Raw genomic sequence first — 18,606 nt, forward strand, 5'->3', positions numbered from 1 at the left:
CTCTACCATGGGAAAAACGCTTTCCTTTTTTCTTACCTGTATGTTAATCACCACTTGTGTTCATTCGCAAGTAGATTCACTATACGCAGCATTGAAAATAGCCACTAATGATAGCTTGAAGGGAGAAGCTTATAAACAACTCTTTGATTTTTATTATGAGACTGAAAATGACTCCTCAGGGACAATTGCAGAGCTGCATTATGAGTTTGCTACGAAGACCGGTGATCCCCGACTTACAGTTGAAGCGTTGATCAATCTTGGTCTCTATTACGACGTATTTGTAGGTAACCTAGATCAGTGTCTTCAATACTATCGAGCCGCCTACCAAATAGCCGAAACAAATGGTCTTCGGCATCTTAAAGATATCGCCCATTATATGGGAGTCGCTTTTCACGTAACAGATGATTATGAAAGAGCAAAAAAATATTACTTGGAAGCATATCTTCTGGCACAGGAACTAAATGACGAATATCGATTTATTGCGTCCGGAATTAATCTAGCATCCATATTTAGTAGTCAGCAGTCTTTTGATACTGCAGAAATACTCTTCAAAAAGATTTTGATAAAATCTGCTGCTACAGGGACCTATCATGAACTTGCTAATATGGCGCGAGTGAATTTGGCCAACCTTTATGTAAGAAAAAAACAGTACAAAAGCGCCTACCCGCTACTTAAGGAAGGGTATAAATATCAGATTGAAAATCGCTTATTCCGGAATGCTCTTCAAACATTGGATTACCTCGTTGAAACAAAGATCGGAGATAACAATTTAAATGGGATGGATACATTGATTTCGCTAAACAAGGCTTTGATTGATAGTACTCAAAATGCCAGAATAATATCATTGGGTTACGAAAATCTGGCTGAGGCTTATTATGCCATCGGAGATTACAAAAATGCCTACAACAGCAAAAAGAATCATTTTGATGCATATCAAAAACTCAAAGAAGATCAAAGGGCAGAGTCACTTTATGCATTGGAAACAAAGTATCAGAATGAAAAGCAACAGAATGAAATCAATGAGCTAAAAGTTGAAGCACAACAAGCTGTAATTGCTTCTCAGAATCGTGCAAATCAACGAAATATCTTCATTTCGTTAAGTACTTTTTTTCTCCTTCTAGTATTATTTTTTGTAGTCAGATACAAACAAAAAAACAAAAGTAATGGGTTATTGGCTGAGAAAAACAAGGTAATTGCGTCGGCCCTTCAGGAAAAAGAAATTCTACTGAAAGAAATACACCATCGGGTGAAAAATAATCTGCAAGTCATTTCCAGTCTGCTCAACTTACAAGCAGAGAGTCTTTCTAATGAGTCTGCACTAGAGGCAATTACAGATGGTCAAAACAGGGTAAAATCCATGTCACTGATTCATCAAAGGTTATATCTGGAAAATGACCTTCGAGGGGTAGATGTAAATGACTACCTAAAAACTTTAATACCACAGCTTATCCATTCATTTACAATGAATAAAAAAGAAATTGATTACAAGATTGATGTGGGAGGCATTAAGCTGGATGTTGATACCCTTGTTCCCCTGGGACTTATCGTCAATGAACTAATCACCAATAGCCTCAAGCATGCCTTTGAAGAAGTTAACAGTGGAATCATAGAATTAAGTATGCGAGAGGAGAATGACCAGCTGCGAGTCAGCATTAAAGACAATGGCAAGGGGCTGGATGAAGCATCCCTCAAAAATACCAACTCCTTTGGATGGAAGATGATTGGTTCTCTCTCCAGAAAATTGAAAGCAGAGCTAAATATTATTAATGATGAAGGTACAGTGGTTGATATATTCATCAGCAGATATAAAATGGTTATCTAAATCCATAGATCATAATTTAATTTCCCTTCCGTCCAGATTTAACATTTCTCGATTTAAATTGGTGTAATGAACAAGTCATCAATTTTGATAGTCGAGGATGAACCTCTCATTGCAGATGACATAGCGGGGATACTGGAAAGGAACGGATATATAGTGACAGCTGTAGTAGACGAAGCAACCACTGCATTGGAAGCTGTTGCAGAATTCAAACCCGATGTGGTTTTGCTCGACATCAATATTGAAGGTGAAACAGATGGAATAGATTTGGCTCCCAAACTGAAAGTACCATTTATTTTTCTCACCTCCTATTATGATCAGGCCACTTTGGAGCGAGCAAGAAAAGTGAAACCTTCGGGATATATTGTAAAACCATTTGGAGAAAGTGATCTTATTGCCAACATTGAAATAGCCACCCTAAGATCAAGTGGAAAGGTCATCACCAAGTCCGAGCCCGTGAAACTTTTTGTTCGAAAGGATCAAGAGATTTTATCTCTAAATTCAGACGAGATCATCCTTGCAGAAGCTTTTGATAATTATTCCATTGTTCATACGGTTAAGGACAAATACATTATTAGTCATACGCTTAAGAGTGTTGAAGAAAAACTTATCCCGCTTGGTTTTATCCGCATCCACAGATCCTATTTGATCAATTTCCAGGCGATAGACTCTATTTCAGAAGGGATGGTGTTTCTAAAAGGGCATCAAGTACACATAGGGAAATCCTACAGAAAAGATTTTTTCGATCAATTGGCATTGCTCTAATTAAAATTCGGTTTTTATTAAACAGGCAATCGATATCCTTTAATTGTTTTATACAGTCTAACTGCATGCGAATCCGTGAGGCCACTTATGAAATCAATTACGATCTGAAGCGCCTCATAAACGGAATCAACATTTTGTAATTGAACTTCATATTCTTCAGGGAGTAATCTTAAGACAGACTTGTGTTTAGGCAGAGGTTTTTCAAAGTACTTTGCATAAACGGCCGTAGCAAAAACTTCAATAAGATTATCAATGACCTCATAACCTCCGGCTTCTTTTTCTAAAACCAGCTTAGAACGATAAATTTTATCGATAGATAAATGAATGATTTTTTTTAATGCTCCAGAGGAAGGAATTAGACTTGTTAAATCTGTATCGAAAGCACCCTTCAGCATTTGCTCTTCATGCTTTATAAAAGCATCTGAACACTCTTGTATCAGCTGTCCTATTGCCATGGCTCTTAGGGTGCCTAGACGTTCATGCTGTGAGGCAATTTTTTGAACTTTTTCCTCTGAATAGTTTTCTCCAATTATTTCGGCTAGTAATTCCTTTACTGTTTCAAATGACACAAGCCCTAGTCTGCAGCCATCCTCCAAATCAATGATATGGTAGCAAATATCATCTGCTGCTTCTACCAAAAATGCGAGAGGGTGTCTGGACCATTTAGATTCGCCAAGTGGCACAAGTCCCATCTCGGATGCCATTTCACCGAATAGATCAGCATTACATTGGTAGTACCCGAATTTTTTTTGACTTTTCCGTTCTGTATCTTTTTCGCACGAAGAGGACAAAGGGTATTTAGTAAATGCTCCTAAAGTGGCATAGGTTAATTTTAGACCCCCGTTACCTTTTCCGTTGAGGATTCTTAAACCCTGAGCATTCCCTTCAAAAGTGGTGAGGTCTTTCCATTCACTATCAGTGACTTTATCCTTAAAAAACAGCCCTTTTTCATTTGTGATGAAAAAGGAAGAGATACTGTCTTCGCCTGAATGACCAAATGGCGGATTTCCTAAATCATGAGCTAAACATGCCGCACCAACAATACCTCCTAAATCATTAACCGTGTATCCTGAATCTTTGAGATCAGGATATTTATTTAGCAAATGAGCACCTGCGTTTTTTGCCAGAGATCGTCCAACAACAGATACCTCGAGGCTGTGGGTCAGCCGCGTGTGGACGAAATCATCTTCTGGGAGTGGGAAGACCTGAGTTTTATCCTGTAATTTCCGAAACGGATGCGAAAATATAATACGGTCAAAATCCTGTTCGAATCTGCTACGCGTTTGATCATGCGAGACACTTTTAGTTTCTCCGGGCCTTTTATGAGATAGTAGCTGTAGCCAATTCATTAACAAAAAATTAGGTCTTTTCGAGCAATACTGGATCTTGTCTCAGTAATCTACAAAGTGTTTGATAGGTCAGCGGATGAACCTTTTTAAATTCAACAGGTCTTTCAAAGAAGTTTTCTACAGCTACAGCAAAAAACTCTTCATTGTTAACACTGCCATATTCTCTAAAAAACTTCTCGGTTCCATTTTTAATCTCCTGCATGGTATGCTTTGCATGCAGCTCCCATTCCTCCAAAATTTCATGGTCAAGAAAATTATATTCCTCGTTCATTATTCTGTTTTCTAATCTCAGTGCATGTGCCATTTCATGCAGTCCCAGGTTTCTCCCATCTGACTCCAAATAACCTTCTACAAAGTACTTCCAGGAAAGCACAATGGTTTTAGCACGTGGGTTTACTTCGCCTTTGTGATGCTGTTGATTTGCTTTGCTAAAAAATGTATCCGGGAAAACCAATATGTACCTAAACCAACTAAGGTTGACCTTAGGGAAGCCAAAAGTAAGTTGAATTGCAGCGGCTGAGATTAAAACCTTCATTTCCCAGGTTACTAGATCCATTTGTCTGGGAATAAATTTCTTTGAGCCAATAAATAGCGCCACTCTGCGCTCAAATACTTGCTTTGATTTAGCTGGAAGTTTTTGATAAAATTCAAAATTTTTTGCTAAAAAAGCCTTGTGTTTAGCACTCAAAAAGAAAGCAGGGAATAATCTGCCGGTTTGCTGAAACCGGATGACCCATCTGGCGATAAAAGGAATTAATAGAAGGAGTAGTAATTCCAAATCTTAAATCATTTTGAGCAGATGTTTTAGATCTACTTTATCGTGAAGTTTTTGAATTAACCCTTCTCTAGAGACGCGTTCCTGACTCATACTATCCCTTTCACGAATGGTCACTGTATTATCTTCCAATGTTTGATGATCAATTGTTACGCAATAGGGCGTTCCAATTGCATCTTGTCTTCTATATCGTCTACCTATTGCATCTTTAGCATCATATTGAAACGAGAAGTCAAATCGAATTTCATTCAAAATTTCTTCCGCTTTCTCCGGGAGCCCATCTTTATTGACCAGTGGCAGTATAGCGACTTTATTTGGAGCCAATGCCGGAGGTATTCTGAGCACAGTTCTTTCGCTTCCGTCTTCTAATTTTTCTTCCGTATACGCTGCAGACATTATGGCTAAAAACATTCGATCAAGTCCGATAGAGGTTTCCACAACATATGGCACATAGCTCTCATTTGTGTTCTGATCAAAAAATTGAAGTTTTTTACCCGAATGCTCTTCATGCGATTTTAAGTCAAAGTCTGTTCTGGAGTGAATCCCCTCCAATTCTTTAAAACCCATTGGGAAATTAAATTCAATATCAGATGCCGCATTCGCATAGTGCGCCAGATTTAAATGGTCATGAAACCGATAATTTTCAACACCAAGACCAAGTGCTTTGTGCCAGTTGATCCGCTTTTCTTTCCAATGTTCATACCACTTCATTTCTTCGCCAGGTTTAACAAAGAATTGCATCTCCATTTGCTCAAACTCGCGCATTCGGAAAATAAACTGGCGTGCTATGATCTCATTTCTAAAAGCTTTTCCAATTTGGGCAATGCCAAAAGGAGGCTTCATGCGTGCAGTCTTTTGCACGTTTAGGTAATTCACAAAAATTCCCTGAGCTGTTTCAGGCCGTAGGTAAATCTTGTCTGCACCATCTGCTATTGACCCCATTTCTGTTGAGAACATTAAATTGAATTGGCGTACATCTGTCCAGTTTTTAGATCCGGACACGGGATCAGCGATCTCCAACTCCTCAATCAGCGCCTTTACATCAGCAAGATTGCCAGACCCTAATGCGTTACCTAGCCGCTCTTCAATGGATTGTATTTTTTCTTTGTACCCAACAACCCTCGGATTGGTCGATTTGAATTGATCTTCATCAAAAGCATCACCAAATCGCTTAGCCGCTTTCGTTACTTCCTTTGTAATCTTGCCTTCAATTTTGGCTATATATTCTTCTACAAGTACGTCTGCCCGATATCTTTTTTTAGAATCTTTATTATCAATCAAAGGGTCATTGAAAGCGTCGACATGTCCAGAGGCTTTCCAGGTAGTTGGGTGCATAAAAATTGCGGCATCTATACCAACAATATTTTCATGCATTCTCACCATCGCCTGCCACCAGTAGGCTTTGATATTATTCTTTAGCTCCGATCCATTTGGACCATAATCATAAGTAGCTCCAAGTCCGTCGTAGATATCGCTCGAGGGATAGATAAATCCATACTCTTTGCAGTGGGATACAATGTTTTTAAGAGTTCCTCCTTCAGGTGTATTGCTCATAGCGCGCAAAGATATGATAGCAATCTCCTTTTGCCTTTAATGACATAAGATTTTGTTACTTATCTAATTTGAATTGGAGTCATACCGACTTTTAAGGAACCTGTATTTGTAATGGTATTAAGAAATCTCAGGCGTTTTATTCTTTTGGTTTCTTAACAGTTCTTCCCAATAGTTACGAATATTCTCTACTTTATGTGAATCGGTTATTATTTTACAAACCGTTCGATTAATGAGTAAATGGAAACTGTACCTAAAAAAGGCTTTCAGGGATTAATTGAAAATTGGCAGAGTGATTTAATCGCCGCTGTGAGTGTTGCACTTATTGCTTTGCCCCTTTCATTGGGTATTGCATTGGCCGCAGGAGCACCGGCCATGGCAGGAATCATTTCAGCGGTTGTTGGCGGTTTGGTAACAACCTTTTACCGTGGCGGTCATGTTTCAGTAAACGGACCGGCAAAGGGTGTTATTGGTGTCATTCTATTGGGTATAGCATTGATGGACGATGGTACAGGCCAGGCCTTTAATTATATACTGGCAGCAGTGGTTGTTTCAGGTGCCATTCAAGCCATATTGGGATTATTGAAATTGGGTCGTTTAGCCGAGATCTTCCATTCCTCTGTCATTCACGGTATTTTGGCAGCAATTGGGATTATCATATTCGCAAAACAGATCCATGTTGCTATGGGCACACAATCTGATAGTCCGAGCATTATACAAAACCTAACCGATGCTGTTCTACTCTTACCTGAAGCCAACCCATTCGTGGTGTTTATTTCGCTGGCGGGTTTACTTATACTATTGTTTCATTCCAAAATCAGTAATCGATTTTTCCATTTTTTGCCAGCTCCAATGTGGGTCATAGCCCTTTCTATTCCTTTTGTCTATGCTTTTAATTTCTTCGAGCAACACACGCTTTTATTCTTTGGAAAAGCTTATGAAGTAGGACCCCAGCTGTTGTTAGACATTCCGGATTCTTTCATGGAGTCAATCATGCATCCAAATTTCAGCAAAATTGACACGCTTGAATTCTGGACAACCGTCTTTTCCATTTTGATTATAACAAGTATTGAATCTTTGGCTATTGCGAAAGCAGTTGACAAAATTGACCCTTATAAGCGAAAGACGGATTTAAATAAAGATTTAACAGGAATTGGATTGAGTACGATAGCAGCTGGTTTGATTGGAGGCTTGCCAATCATCGCTGTGATTATTCGAAGTACCGTTAATATCCATAATGGTGCGAAGACAAAGTGGTCTAATTTGTATCAAGGACTTTTGTTGCTAATCTTTATCGTAGCATTGAGCCCAATAATGACTCAAGTACCATTATGTGCTTTTGCTATTTTACTCGTTTATACCGGATTTAAACTGGCATCACCTGCAGTCTTCAAACAAGCTTATGCTCAGGGAACTGAGCAACTAATCTTCTTTATTGGGACGATGATTTTGACACTTTATACAAATTTATTAATTGGGTTGCTTGGTGGATTATTATTGGCATTGATTTCCCACATGTTATTGGCGAGAATGTCCATTCCAGAATTTTTTAATATGATTTATCGTTCACGCACAAAACTGATAAAGCGACCAGATGGAGGTTTCGATTTAAAAATCCGAGGGATTGCGAATTTCTTAGGCATCTTAAAGATCGACAAATTGGTTGCTCAAATTCCTTCCGGGGCAGACGTCAATATTGATTTATCAGAAACCAGATTAGTAGGCATGACTTATATGGACTATCTGGTGGAATTCTTAAAGATGCAAAGGGATACTGGAGGTAAAGTCTTCATTACAGGATTGGATTCTCATGTTTCATCATCTTCATATAATAGGGCTTTGAAAATTAGCTTGACCAGTTCTGCAAAATTATCGCATAGACAAAAGCGATTACGAAACTTAGCAACCAAGAATGATTACCAATACAATAGTCAAGTAGATTGGAATACGACTTATTTAAAGGAATTCCACTTTTTTGAAATTAGACCGATTGAAAGAAAATCCAATTCTCTCAAAGGAGTATATAAAGACCAGAATGCGTCTTGGGAAATTTCAGATGTAACTTTCAATGAGGGCCAGGCTTTTACTGCTGAGACATTCAACGCAACGCTTATGGTCTTAAAATTAAATAAGCAAATTCCCATTTTTACCTTAGAAAAAGAAGGGGTATTTGAAAGAATATTTGATCGTGTAATGGCTTTTACTGGCTATAAAGACATTGATTTTGAGATATATCCTGATTTTTCTAAGAAATTCCTACTTATGGGGAATAATGAATCTGAGATTCGATCATTTTTTAAAGATGAAATCATTCGCTTCTTCGAAAATCACCATATTTATCATTTAGAAAGCAATGGTGAGGCACTACTTATTTTTAATAAAATTAAGCTTGCACGAACAGATGAGACGCTTGCCTTTATAGAGTATGGCAAAGAGTTGGCGGCACTCTTAGATGCAAAAACATCTTCATAATTCATTGTGGCATGCAGTTGTCATATCCGAGCCTTGTGTTTTGCACAAGCTAACAAGCCTTTAGAAGGCTATAAAGTTTAATTCAAAACAACGAATCCAAATGTTTGTCTTTTGGCGTACATCTTGTATTGGTTGTCTTGCAATATTTAATCTAGCTGAATCAATCAAGTCATTCGTACGTTTTAGTAAGTGTTAATTTGAAATATGAAAATTATGAATAAGTTCACCGTTTTTTTTATCACAATTTTGATGTCATTTGGGCTTTTTAGTCAGTCGGGTGTTTCTCACAATGCTTTTGACCAGCTACTCCAAAAATATGTGGACGATGAAGGAATGGTAAATTATAAAGGGTTAAAGGCAGAAAGATCTGAGCTCAAATCTTATTTGTCTACCCTGGAAAATAATGCGCCTCGAAAAACCTGGACCAGGGATCAAAAGTTGGCTTACTGGATAAATGCTTACAACGCATATACACTTGAATTGATATTGGAACATTATCCGGTTGAGAGCATCAAGGATATAGGTTCAACTATCAAAATCCCTTTTGTAAGTACTGCGTGGGATATTAAGTTTATTAATATCGGAGGCGAGGAATATGATCTAAATAATATTGAGCATGGTATTATCCGAAAGGATTTTGATGAACCTAGAATTCACTTTGCTCTGGTGTGTGCGGCTGTTTCATGTCCCAAACTTCAAAATAGAGCTTATCTTCCAGAAAAGCTTGACGCGCAATTAACTAAAGCGGCAAAAGAATTTTTGTCGAATTCGGCTAAGAATAGATTCAAGAATGAAAATCAAGCAACCTTATCTAAGCTATTCAACTGGTATGGCGGAGATTTTAAAAATGATGGAACGTTGATCGAGTACATTAATAAATATGCACCCACTAAGCTTAGCAAGAATGCTGATATTGATTGGATGGATTATAACTGGAAGTTAAACGAGCAGAAATAAAAAAAGCTTGGTTAACTATCTAACCAAGCTCTAAAAAATGTTTTTCTAAGAATTATTTGACAATTCTTCTTCCAACACTATGATATTCAAATCCTAATTCTTCCATTTGATGAAGATCATAAAGATTTCGACCATCAAATATTACTTTGTTCTTAAGTCGAGACGCGATTCCATCAAACTCAGGAGTTCTAAAAATTGGCCATTCTGTCATAATCATTAGGGCATCTGCATCTTCCAGGGCATCATATTGATCATTAGCAAAATGAATTTTATCTCCAAAAACATCTTTAACGTTCTCCATCGCTTCAGGATCATAAGACTTCACTTTTGCTCCTAAGTCAAGTAAAGTTTGAATATTCTCTAAAGCTGGTGCTTCCCTGATATCATCAGTATATGGCTTAAATGCAAGCCCCCAAACGGCGATGGTTTTACCATTAAGATCATTATTGAAGTATTTCTTCAAAGGAGCAATCAATTTTTGTTTTTGGTTTTGATTTACACCCATCACCGAGTTTAGAATCTTAAAGTCATAATCTACTTCAGATGAAGATTTGGCTAATGCCTGAACATCTTTAGGAAAACAGCTGCCTCCGTAACCTATCCCCGCAAAAAGAAACCTATTCCCAATTCGCGAATCTGTGCCAATTCCCTTTCTTACTTTATCAACATCTGCTCCCATAAGTTCACAGAGATTGGCGATTTCATTCATGAAAGTAATCTTCGTAGCGAGGAAAGAGTTTGCTGCATATTTTGTGAGTTCGGCAGATCGAACATCCATGAAGATAATAGGATTACCCTGGCGGACAAATGGTCCGTAAAGCTGCTCCATGAGTTTTACTGATCTTGGTTCCTCTGCTCCAATCACCACACGATCTGGTTTCATAAAATCTTCAACTGCAACACCCTCTCTCAAAAATTCAGGATTTGAGACTACTTCGAAATCAACTTTAGCATCTTCTTTAACCTTAGCTGTGACCTTCTCAGCGGTCCCAACTGGTACCGTACTTTTGTCAACAATTACGGTGAAATCTTCGAGCATTGGACCTAGATCTTCTGCAACTCTCAACACATATTGAAGGTCTGCTGACCCATCCTCACCTGGAGGGGTTGGAAGAGCCAGAAAGATAATTTGAGCACCTTTAATACCTTCCTCAAGGCTGGTGGTGAATTCGAGCCTCCCTTGACGAATGTTACGTTCAAAGAGCGCCTCAAGCCCGGGCTCATAAATGGTGATTTGCTTATTGTTAAGTTTTTCAACTTTTTTCTTGTCGATATCGATGCACGTAACATGATTTCCAGTTTCGGCAAAACATGTCCCAGTTACCAAACCAACATACCCAGTTCCAACAACTGCTATTTTCATTAGTTATACTTTTATCTTCTTAATGGGCCGCAAAAATAGTGTTTGTTTATTTCTGTCTATGGATAAACACTATTTTTAGACGAACAAGATTAGTAATTTTGCGTTCCCAAATAAAACAACATCCCAAGTATGTCAACTGCAACATTAAACTCACCCAACGAAATCGAAGAAAATAAAAATATGATCGCTCAGATGGTGCGAGATTTCTGTGAAAAGGAAATTGAGCCACATAAAATGGAGTGGGATGAATCACAGGAATTTCCAAAGCATGTTTTTCATAAAATGGGAGAACTAGGCCTTATGGGTGTATTAGTGCCTCAGGAGTACGGTGGAGCTGGTTTTGGATATCATGAATATGCAACTGCAATTATTGAACTTTCCAAAGTTGATGGCTCAATTGGTTTGTCAATGGCCGCTCATAATTCATTGTGTACGGGACATATTCTTCAGCATGGTAGCGAAGATCAAAAAAAGAAGTACTTACCAAAACTCGCTACAGGAGAGTGGATCGGAGCGTGGGGGTTGACTGAGCCTAATACCGGGTCTGATGCTGGCAATATGAAAACAGTGGCTGAGTTAGAAGGTGATGAGTGGGTCCTGAATGGAGCGAAAAATTTTATTACGCATGGCAATTCAGGAAATGTTGCAGTAGTTATTGCACGAACAGGAGAGTCTGGAAAGTCAAGAAATGCGAGTGCGTTCATAGTGGAGAGAACAAATCCAGGGTTCAAACAGGGGAGAAAGGAAAATAAATTGGGAATGAGATGTTCGGAGACCTCTGAAATGATCTTTGAAGATTGTCGGATTCCCAAAGAAAATCTAATTGGCGAAGTGGGTGAAGGATTTGTTCAGGCGCTGAAGGTGCTTGATGGTGGCCGCATATCAATAGCAGCGTTAAGTTGTGGTATTGCGGAGGGAGCCCTGAATGCAGCGACCAATTACTCAAAAGAGCGTGAGCAATTTGGTAAATCAATATCTTCTTTTCAGGGAATATCCTTCAAATTGGCAGATATGGCATTGAAAGTAGAAGCTGCAAAGCTATTGACTTACCAAGCTGCGGAACTGAAAAACCAGGGAAAAAGTGTCAATAGAGAGTCAGCTATGGCCAAACTTTATGCATCAGAGATAGCCGTTGAAGTGGCTAATGAAGGAGTTCAAATTTTCGGAGGATATGGTTACATCAAGGACTACCCTGCAGAAAAATATTATAGAGATGCCAAACTATGTACCATAGGTGAAGGAACATCAGAAATTCAAAAGGTAGTTATAGCCAGAACCTTATTGAATCAATAATTGCAATGAAATAAAATAGCTGCTATATTTGCGGCCCATTAAAAATTCTGAAATGTTAATAATCAACGTCAAAGAGAACGAATCTATAGACAGAGCGCTTAAAAGATTCAAGAAGAAGTTCGAAAAAACGGGCGTACTTAGGGAATTAAGATCACGAACTCATTTCAAAAAGCCATCAGTTGCTAGAAGAGAAGAGATCATTAAAGCCAGGTACATCCAGCAGATTAGAGACGAGGAAAATAAATAACCTCAACTCCTTCTACTTCACCTAAGATTTTAATAAGTTAGTATTCACCTCATTTTCAGAGGTGTTACTGCTTATGGTGGAGACTTTCCTAAAATACCTTTCTTTCGAAAAGCGATACAGTAAACACACTGTCGCTGCTTATCAGAAAGATCTTCAGCAATTTTCCGAGTTTTTAGCATCAGATTTTGAAATAGTAAATCTGCAAGAAGTACTACATCCGTACATTCGAAGTTGGGTTGTACATTTAATGGATCAAGGCTTATCACCTAAGACTGTAAATCGGAAAATCGCCACTCTTAAATCCTTCTATAAGTTTTTGCTTGCTCGGGAGTATATAAGTGTGAATCCCACCACTCAGATCAAGCCATTAAAAACCGAGAAAGACTTACCCGCTTTTATAAAAGAAGAAGAAATTACCAATCTGCTTGATAGGGTTGAATTTGCTAATGATTTTGCAGGGAAACGTGATCATTTAATTCTGGAACTATTATACGGAACAGGTATTCGTTTGGCTGAGCTGCAAGGATTGAAAGAGTCAGATATTAACTCCTACGAAAAAACTATTCGGGTACTCGGAAAAAGAAGTAAAGAACGCATCATACCCATCAGTAATTCGTTAATACACTTGATCACAGATTATAAAAAAAGTAAAAGCCAAATGGGAATGATGGGAGATAGATTATTGCTTACCGATAAGGGTGATTTTTTATATCCAATGTTCATTTACCGTAAGGTGAAAAAGTACCTTAATGCCGTCACTACTTTAAGCAAAAAGAGTCCTCATGTAATGAGGCACACATTTGCAACACACTTATTAAACAAAGGGGCAGACTTAAACGCTGTTAAAGATTTGTTGGGTCACACCAGCCTGGCAGCCACACAAGTATATACCCATAATTCAATAGAGAAGCTAAAGGCAGCCTTTGATCAGGCTCATCCTAAAGCTTAATGTATAACCTTAAACTAGATAGACATGAAGTTACAGATGCATTCCATTCACTTCGACGCAGACGACAAGCTGCTAGATTTCATCCAAAAGAAAGTAGATAAATTAGAGACTTTCTATGACAGAATCATCGATGGAGAGGTCTTTCTAAGAGTAGAGAAAGACGAGTCTAAGGAAAATAAAATTGTAGAAATAAAATTGAATGGACCTAAAAACCAGTTTTTCTCTAAAGAAAAATCCAGATCTTTCGAGGCTGGTGCAGATGCAGCTGTGGAAGCGTTAAGAAGACAGTTAAAGAAACATAAAGAGAAAGTAACAGCCCATTAATATTGGCATAAAAAGTAAAGCCCTGTCTTAATATTAAGGCAGGGCTTTTTTGTTGTTATCTCAGATTAACTTTTCCATTTAATGGTACAACCAATGGCTCTCTTTTCAGTTATCGCTGGACTGCTACCTGCTGATATAGCATTTATTGCATCCTCAACGTATCTTTCGGAGACATCAGAAGGATCATTCGGACTGTCATCAATTGCGCCTATGAATTCGACTTTATATTTTCCGGCAGCTTCCTTATTCAAAACATACACGTGTGGAGTCTTCGTAGCTCCAAAAGCTTTGGTGACTTGCTGACTATCGTCTCTAAGGTAAGGGAATGTGTAACCCTTGTTTTTTGCACGCTTTTTCATTTCATCCATTGTATCCCCTGGCTGCTGGGAGACATCATTTGGATTAATTGCGATAACGGGGAATCCTTTACCTGCATATTTCTTGTCCAGATCAATGATTCTGGACTCGTAGGCATTCGCATAGGGACATGTATTGCAGGTAAATACAATGATAAAGCCTTTAGCATCATTATAATCTGACATAGTTACAGTTTTACCATCCGTATTGGGCAGCTTAAAATCTTTTGCATAATCTCCTACTCCATAACCTGCTAAAGGCTCAGATGCATTCATGAATAGCACGGCAACAACAGCCGTGACTAAGAAGAGTAAAATAAATGTTCGTTTCATAGTCTTCGACATTATTAATTCAAGTATTTCTTTATTGTTTTTTCCAATTCCTCTTTTGTAAACGCTTTTTCATGGAAATACGTTTTGCCAAGATCAGTTACAAATAACGTTGCTGGTATAGCTCCTGACCATTCTTGACTAACCTTTCCCATATAACTATCTGGATCTTTTTCATTTAAAAAAAGTACATCGGACTTGAGAGATTTTTTTACAACAAATTTTTTCACCCGATCTAACTCGCTTTGAAAATCAATACTTACCAAATACACTTTTACCTGATCGCTCTCAGTTTCTATTGCATCGAAATGAGGAAGCTCTTTGATACAGGGCCCGCACCATGTGGCCCAAAAGTTAAAAACGGTTAGAGGTGCTTCTGTGTATAATATCTTTTTCTGGAGATCTGCAAACCGAATAACCTCAACTTCTTGTGCGGAAATATGCAGTGAACACAGTACCAGGAGTATTAAAAGGAATTTTTTCATCATTGAAATTACGAAATTAAAAAGATCATGTTTTTGAGTTCTAATAACTAGTTTTTTTTCGACCAAATATTTCAATGTTTATTTATCAACATTTTGGCTAAGTTATCCACAATAGGGTTTGCGCTAACTGTAAGTGACTGATTTTCAAAAATTTATCAATAAAGTTCATATTTTCAAATTTGTGGATAACTCTAATTAGGCATATCTAATCTCCTGATGTTCAGGGGATTATCAATTGATAATCATTCAGCCGTTTGCCTTATCAGTTTTTTTCTATAGGCATTGAAAATGCGAGACTTTGAAATAAACCCAATGTATTTTCCATTGTCAATTACTGGCAGATTCCAAGCCTGAGTCACTTCAAATTTGTTCATGACCGATTGCATTTTTTCTTTAGGCGACACGCTGGCTGGAGGCTTCTGCATGATCGTTTTTATGATAACGTTTTTTCTTGAATCTTCATCAAACATCTGCTCCCTTATATCATCCAGTGTCACAATTCCCTGAAGTGCCTTCTCGTCATCTACTACAGGGAAAATATTTCTATTGCTCTTCATTACTAATTTGACCAAATCTTCAAGAGTAGCATCAGGCTTTATCGTGAGAAGGTCTTTCTCTACTATTTTCTTTAGGTCAATGAGACTTAATACAATCTGATCCTTGTCATATTGAATCAGATCACCCGTTTCAATAAGTCTTTTGGTATAAATGCTGTGTTTTTCAAAATAAGAGATCGTACTGAATGAAATGGCAGATACCAGCATTAGCGGGACAAACAACATGTATCCACTTGTTATTTCAGCAATTAAAAATATGGCAGTTAATGGAGCATGTAGCACTCCACTCATGACCCCACACATGCCTACAAGAGTGAAATTGCTTGTACTTAGTGAAGTATTTAAAATTGAATTGGAAGTTGAGCTAAAAACAAAACCTGAGAGTCCTCCCATGAAAAGTGATGGTGCAAAGATTCCACCGCTACCTCCTGCTCCAATAGTAAGTGCGGTCGCCATTGGCTTTACCAATAAGATGAGGAATAGAAATACAATAAGTGCCGCCTGATGATCAGAAAGCTGGTAAAAAAAACTATGATGAAATACATCTGCAGAGTTTCCCTGCAACAGGTTTTTGATCGTATCATAACCCTCCCCATATATGGGAGGAAAAGTTAAAATGATCAACGCCAGGGATAACCCTCCAACTGTGGCTCTTCCAAAATCATTCTTCAACTTTTGGATACCCCCTTCAAATACATACATAATGCGAGTGAAGTATAAGGAGATAATGCCGCAGACAGCCCCAAAAAGTAAGTAATAACCTGTTTCTCTTGCAATGAAGCTATCCGTCAATTGGAATGAGAACAAAATATCTTCACCGAGTAAAACTAAAGCGACTAGCTGACCACAAACAGAGGCAATTAAAAGAGGGATAAACCTACTTATTTTAACTTCGGTAAGGATTACCTCCATAGCGAATATGACACCCGTTACAGGTGAGTTAAATATCGCAGAAATGGCTCCCGCAGCACCGCATCCAAGTAATACGGTCCTTTTTTTATATCCTAAATGGAAAAGTCGTGCCAGGTTGGATCCAATAGCTGAGCCAGTTACTACAATAGGAGCCTCCAATCCTACTGAACCACCAAAACCTACTGTGATTGCACTTGTAACCATCCTGGAATACATACGCGTTTTTCGAATCAGACTGGAATTCTTGGAAATGGAATAGAGGATCTGTGTGATCCCGTGTCCCAAGGGCTCTTTGAATAGATACTTTGAAACAAGCACAGTTAAAACAATACCTATTAGCGGATAGCCCAGATATAAATAGTTAAAACCAAAAAGATTCAGGTTAAGCTCCAGGTAATGAATGATTGTATGTACGGTACTTTTAAGAACAACTGCAGCTAATCCGGAAAATATACCAATCAATCCAGCTGTTATAAGCAGAAAATTGTTATCACCAATGTGACGTATGCGCCACACCAGAAATTTCATCATAACTGTGCTAAATGTGCTTTTTCCCTGGGTTGCCATTTTTTATAGGCAGGCATCTAAGCCTTAAATAATCACTGCGTTTTTCTTTTCAAGTGCTTCTTCTACGTACTTGAATGTTGATAGAACCTCCGGTTTTCCATTGACCACTGCCACATCATGCTCGAAATGGGCGGATGGCTTTTTATCGGCAGTTATTATGGTCCAACCATCATTCAATTGAATAACCCTTCGTGTTCCCATGTTGATCATTGGTTCAATGGCCACTACGAGCCCCTCTTGGATTTTGCTTCCTCTACCTCGTTTTCCAAAATTTGGCACTTCCGGTGACTCATGCATTTTTTTGCCCAAACCATGACCAACCAGTTCTCTCACGACTCCATACCCATGATCCTCTGCGTGCTTCTGAATTGCAAAACTCAGATCACCTATTCTGTTTCCAGCAACTAATTGTTCTATGCCTCTATCGAGACACTCTTTAGTAACCCGAAGTAACTTTTTAACCTCTTCATCAATTTCTCCGACAGCAAAGGTGTATGCGTGATCGCCGTAGTATTCGTTTTTCAAAACACCAATATCTACACCGACGATATCCCCTTCCTGGAGTGGCCTATCGGTTGGAATACCGTGAACTACCTGTTCATTTACTGAAGTTATTATTGACTTAGGATAGTCATAAAGTCCGAGGAATGCAGGCACACCTCCATGATCTCGGATAAACTCATCCGCTATTTTATCAAGATCTAGCGGGGTTACCCCTGGTTCAATCTTCTCGGCCATCAGCCCCAAAGTTTTTGAAACAATCAGTGCACTCTCCCTAATGATTTCAATCTCTTCTAATGTTTTGTACTTTATCATTCGACTGCAAAAATACAAACAAAAAACCCTGGTTCCTTTCTTGCAAAGAACCAGGGCTTATTGTAATGATAGTCTTTATTATGACTTCTTTGTCACACCTTCTAAAACGTCCTTAATAGGGACTCGAACTCCATCTTTATAAGAAACAACCCATGCACCTTTCACTCCCATAGCCCGAAGGTGTTTCTTAAAATTATCTGCTTCCCAATAATCACGGAAAACACCAATTGTAAACTTTTGTAGTCCATCAGCGTTTTCAGCACCAAAATTTGGCGAATTGGCATATTTAGATAAATCTTCTTTCTTACCGTAGGCTCCAAGCTGCACTTTGAATACAATTCCTTTATTTTCATCGATGCTGCCACCGGTATTGGTGCTAGCAACATTTTCTGCTGGTTGCTTGCTCTGAAGTCTCGACAGCTCTTCCCTTAGGTCGCCAATCTGAGATTGATAAGTGAGAATTTGCTCATCCTTTTCAGCAAGTCTGTCATCTACGTTACCAAGTTCAGTTTTTAAACTGGTTACCTGTCCTTTTAAAGATTTATTTTCATCGAGCAACTGCTTGTATTGTTCAGGCTCTAACTTCTTAATCCTTTTCTTCCACTCTTTTTTCTCTTTTTTGTCCATCTGAGCATTGGCTTCAAATGCAAAAACACAACAGAGTGCCAGTGCGATAAGTGATATTGTTTTTTTCATCTTCCTATGAAATTGTTTTTTCT

General features: G+C 38.3%; 17 protein-coding genes. 8 read left to right on the forward strand and 9 right to left on the reverse strand.

The annotated features are described in order from the left end of the window. Positions 1-7 precede the first annotated feature (7 nt). A complete protein-coding gene (locus ACO05G_RS18045; RefSeq protein WP_421764000.1) occupies positions 8-1,822 on the forward strand; it encodes a tetratricopeptide repeat-containing sensor histidine kinase in 1,815 nt (604 codons plus the stop codon). 66 nt (positions 1,823-1,888) lie between these two features. Then, positions 1,889-2,584: a LytR/AlgR family response regulator transcription factor gene (locus ACO05G_RS18050; RefSeq protein ID WP_421764001.1), complete on the forward strand. Its 696-nt coding sequence runs from the start codon at positions 1,889-1,891 to the stop codon at positions 2,582-2,584. A 17-nt stretch (positions 2,585-2,601) separates the two neighbouring features. Here ACO05G_RS18050 and ACO05G_RS18055 read toward each other — a convergent pair whose 3' ends face one another. Genes ACO05G_RS18055 through ACO05G_RS18065 form a run of 3 tightly spaced genes read right to left on the reverse strand, consistent with a single transcriptional unit; the run spans position 2,602 to position 6,262 of the window. Next, positions 2,602-3,933, reverse strand: coding sequence for a deoxyguanosinetriphosphate triphosphohydrolase (locus ACO05G_RS18055; RefSeq protein WP_421764002.1), 1,332 nt, complete (start codon positions 3,931-3,933; stop codon positions 2,602-2,604). Positions 3,934-3,943: 10 nt separating this feature from the next. Continuing rightward, on the reverse strand, positions 3,944-4,711 hold the full coding sequence (locus tag ACO05G_RS18060; RefSeq protein WP_421764003.1) for a zinc-dependent peptidase: 768 nt from the start codon (positions 4,709-4,711) through the stop codon (positions 3,944-3,946). Between the two features lie 3 nt (positions 4,712-4,714). Beyond that, positions 4,715-6,262: a glycine--tRNA ligase gene (locus tag ACO05G_RS18065; protein WP_421764004.1), complete on the reverse strand. Its 1,548-nt coding sequence runs from the start codon at positions 6,260-6,262 to the stop codon at positions 4,715-4,717. 237 nt (positions 6,263-6,499) lie between these two features. Between ACO05G_RS18065 and ACO05G_RS18070 the strand changes: the two genes are divergently transcribed. Both ACO05G_RS18070 and ACO05G_RS18075 read left to right on the forward strand, forming a co-directional pair. Further along, positions 6,500-8,731, forward strand: a complete 2,232-nt coding sequence (locus ACO05G_RS18070) for a SulP family inorganic anion transporter (protein ID WP_421764005.1) — start codon at positions 6,500-6,502, stop codon at positions 8,729-8,731. Between the two features lie 213 nt (positions 8,732-8,944). Next, positions 8,945-9,688: a DUF547 domain-containing protein gene (locus ACO05G_RS18075; RefSeq protein WP_421764006.1), complete on the forward strand. Its 744-nt coding sequence runs from the start codon at positions 8,945-8,947 to the stop codon at positions 9,686-9,688. Between the two features lie 52 nt (positions 9,689-9,740). Here the strand turns inward: ACO05G_RS18075 and ACO05G_RS18080 are convergent, their stop codons facing one another. Further along, positions 9,741-11,051: a UDP-glucose dehydrogenase family protein gene (locus ACO05G_RS18080; protein ID WP_421764007.1), complete on the reverse strand. Its 1,311-nt coding sequence runs from the start codon at positions 11,049-11,051 to the stop codon at positions 9,741-9,743. A gap of 129 nt (positions 11,052-11,180) precedes the next feature. Between ACO05G_RS18080 and ACO05G_RS18085 the strand changes: the two genes are divergently transcribed. From ACO05G_RS18085 to hpf, 4 genes are all read left to right on the forward strand, one after another. Continuing rightward, positions 11,181-12,344, forward strand: a complete 1,164-nt coding sequence (locus tag ACO05G_RS18085; protein WP_421764008.1) for an acyl-CoA dehydrogenase — start codon at positions 11,181-11,183, stop codon at positions 12,342-12,344. 52 nt (positions 12,345-12,396) lie between these two features. Next, on the forward strand, positions 12,397-12,591 hold the full coding sequence (gene rpsU, locus ACO05G_RS18090; RefSeq protein ID WP_348283332.1) for a 30S ribosomal protein S21: 195 nt from the start codon (positions 12,397-12,399) through the stop codon (positions 12,589-12,591). A 73-nt stretch (positions 12,592-12,664) separates the two neighbouring features. Next, positions 12,665-13,540: a tyrosine-type recombinase/integrase gene (locus ACO05G_RS18095; protein ID WP_421764009.1), complete on the forward strand. Its 876-nt coding sequence runs from the start codon at positions 12,665-12,667 to the stop codon at positions 13,538-13,540. Positions 13,541-13,564: 24 nt separating this feature from the next. Further along, entirely contained in the window at positions 13,565-13,864 is a 300-nt protein-coding gene (gene hpf, locus ACO05G_RS18100) for a ribosome hibernation-promoting factor, HPF/YfiA family (protein WP_348283334.1), read from the forward strand. Positions 13,865-13,929: 65 nt separating this feature from the next. On the opposite strand, the gene ACO05G_RS18105 is transcribed toward hpf, so the two are convergent. From ACO05G_RS18105 to ACO05G_RS18125, 5 genes are all read right to left on the reverse strand, one after another. Then, positions 13,930-14,553, reverse strand: a complete 624-nt coding sequence (locus tag ACO05G_RS18105) for a thioredoxin family protein (RefSeq protein ID WP_421764010.1) — start codon at positions 14,551-14,553, stop codon at positions 13,930-13,932. A gap of 14 nt (positions 14,554-14,567) precedes the next feature. After that, the gene (locus ACO05G_RS18110) at positions 14,568-15,038 is read right to left on the reverse strand and encodes a TlpA family protein disulfide reductase (protein WP_421764011.1); all 471 of its coding nucleotides are present in this window, start codon (positions 15,036-15,038) and stop codon (positions 14,568-14,570) included. 239 nt (positions 15,039-15,277) lie between these two features. Then, the gene (locus ACO05G_RS18115) at positions 15,278-17,071 is read right to left on the reverse strand and encodes a chloride channel protein (RefSeq protein WP_421764012.1); all 1,794 of its coding nucleotides are present in this window, start codon (positions 17,069-17,071) and stop codon (positions 15,278-15,280) included. 24 nt (positions 17,072-17,095) lie between these two features. After that, entirely contained in the window at positions 17,096-17,887 is a 792-nt protein-coding gene (gene map, locus ACO05G_RS18120; protein WP_421764013.1) for a type I methionyl aminopeptidase, read from the reverse strand. A 78-nt stretch (positions 17,888-17,965) separates the two neighbouring features. After that, positions 17,966-18,583, reverse strand: a complete 618-nt coding sequence (locus ACO05G_RS18125) for an Ezrin/radixin/moesin family protein (protein WP_421764014.1) — start codon at positions 18,581-18,583, stop codon at positions 17,966-17,968. Between the last annotated feature and the right edge of the window lie 23 nt (positions 18,584-18,606).

This window comes from Ekhidna sp., from assembly GCF_965227465.1.
GTDB lineage: Bacteria > Bacteroidota > Bacteroidia > Cytophagales > Cyclobacteriaceae > Ekhidna.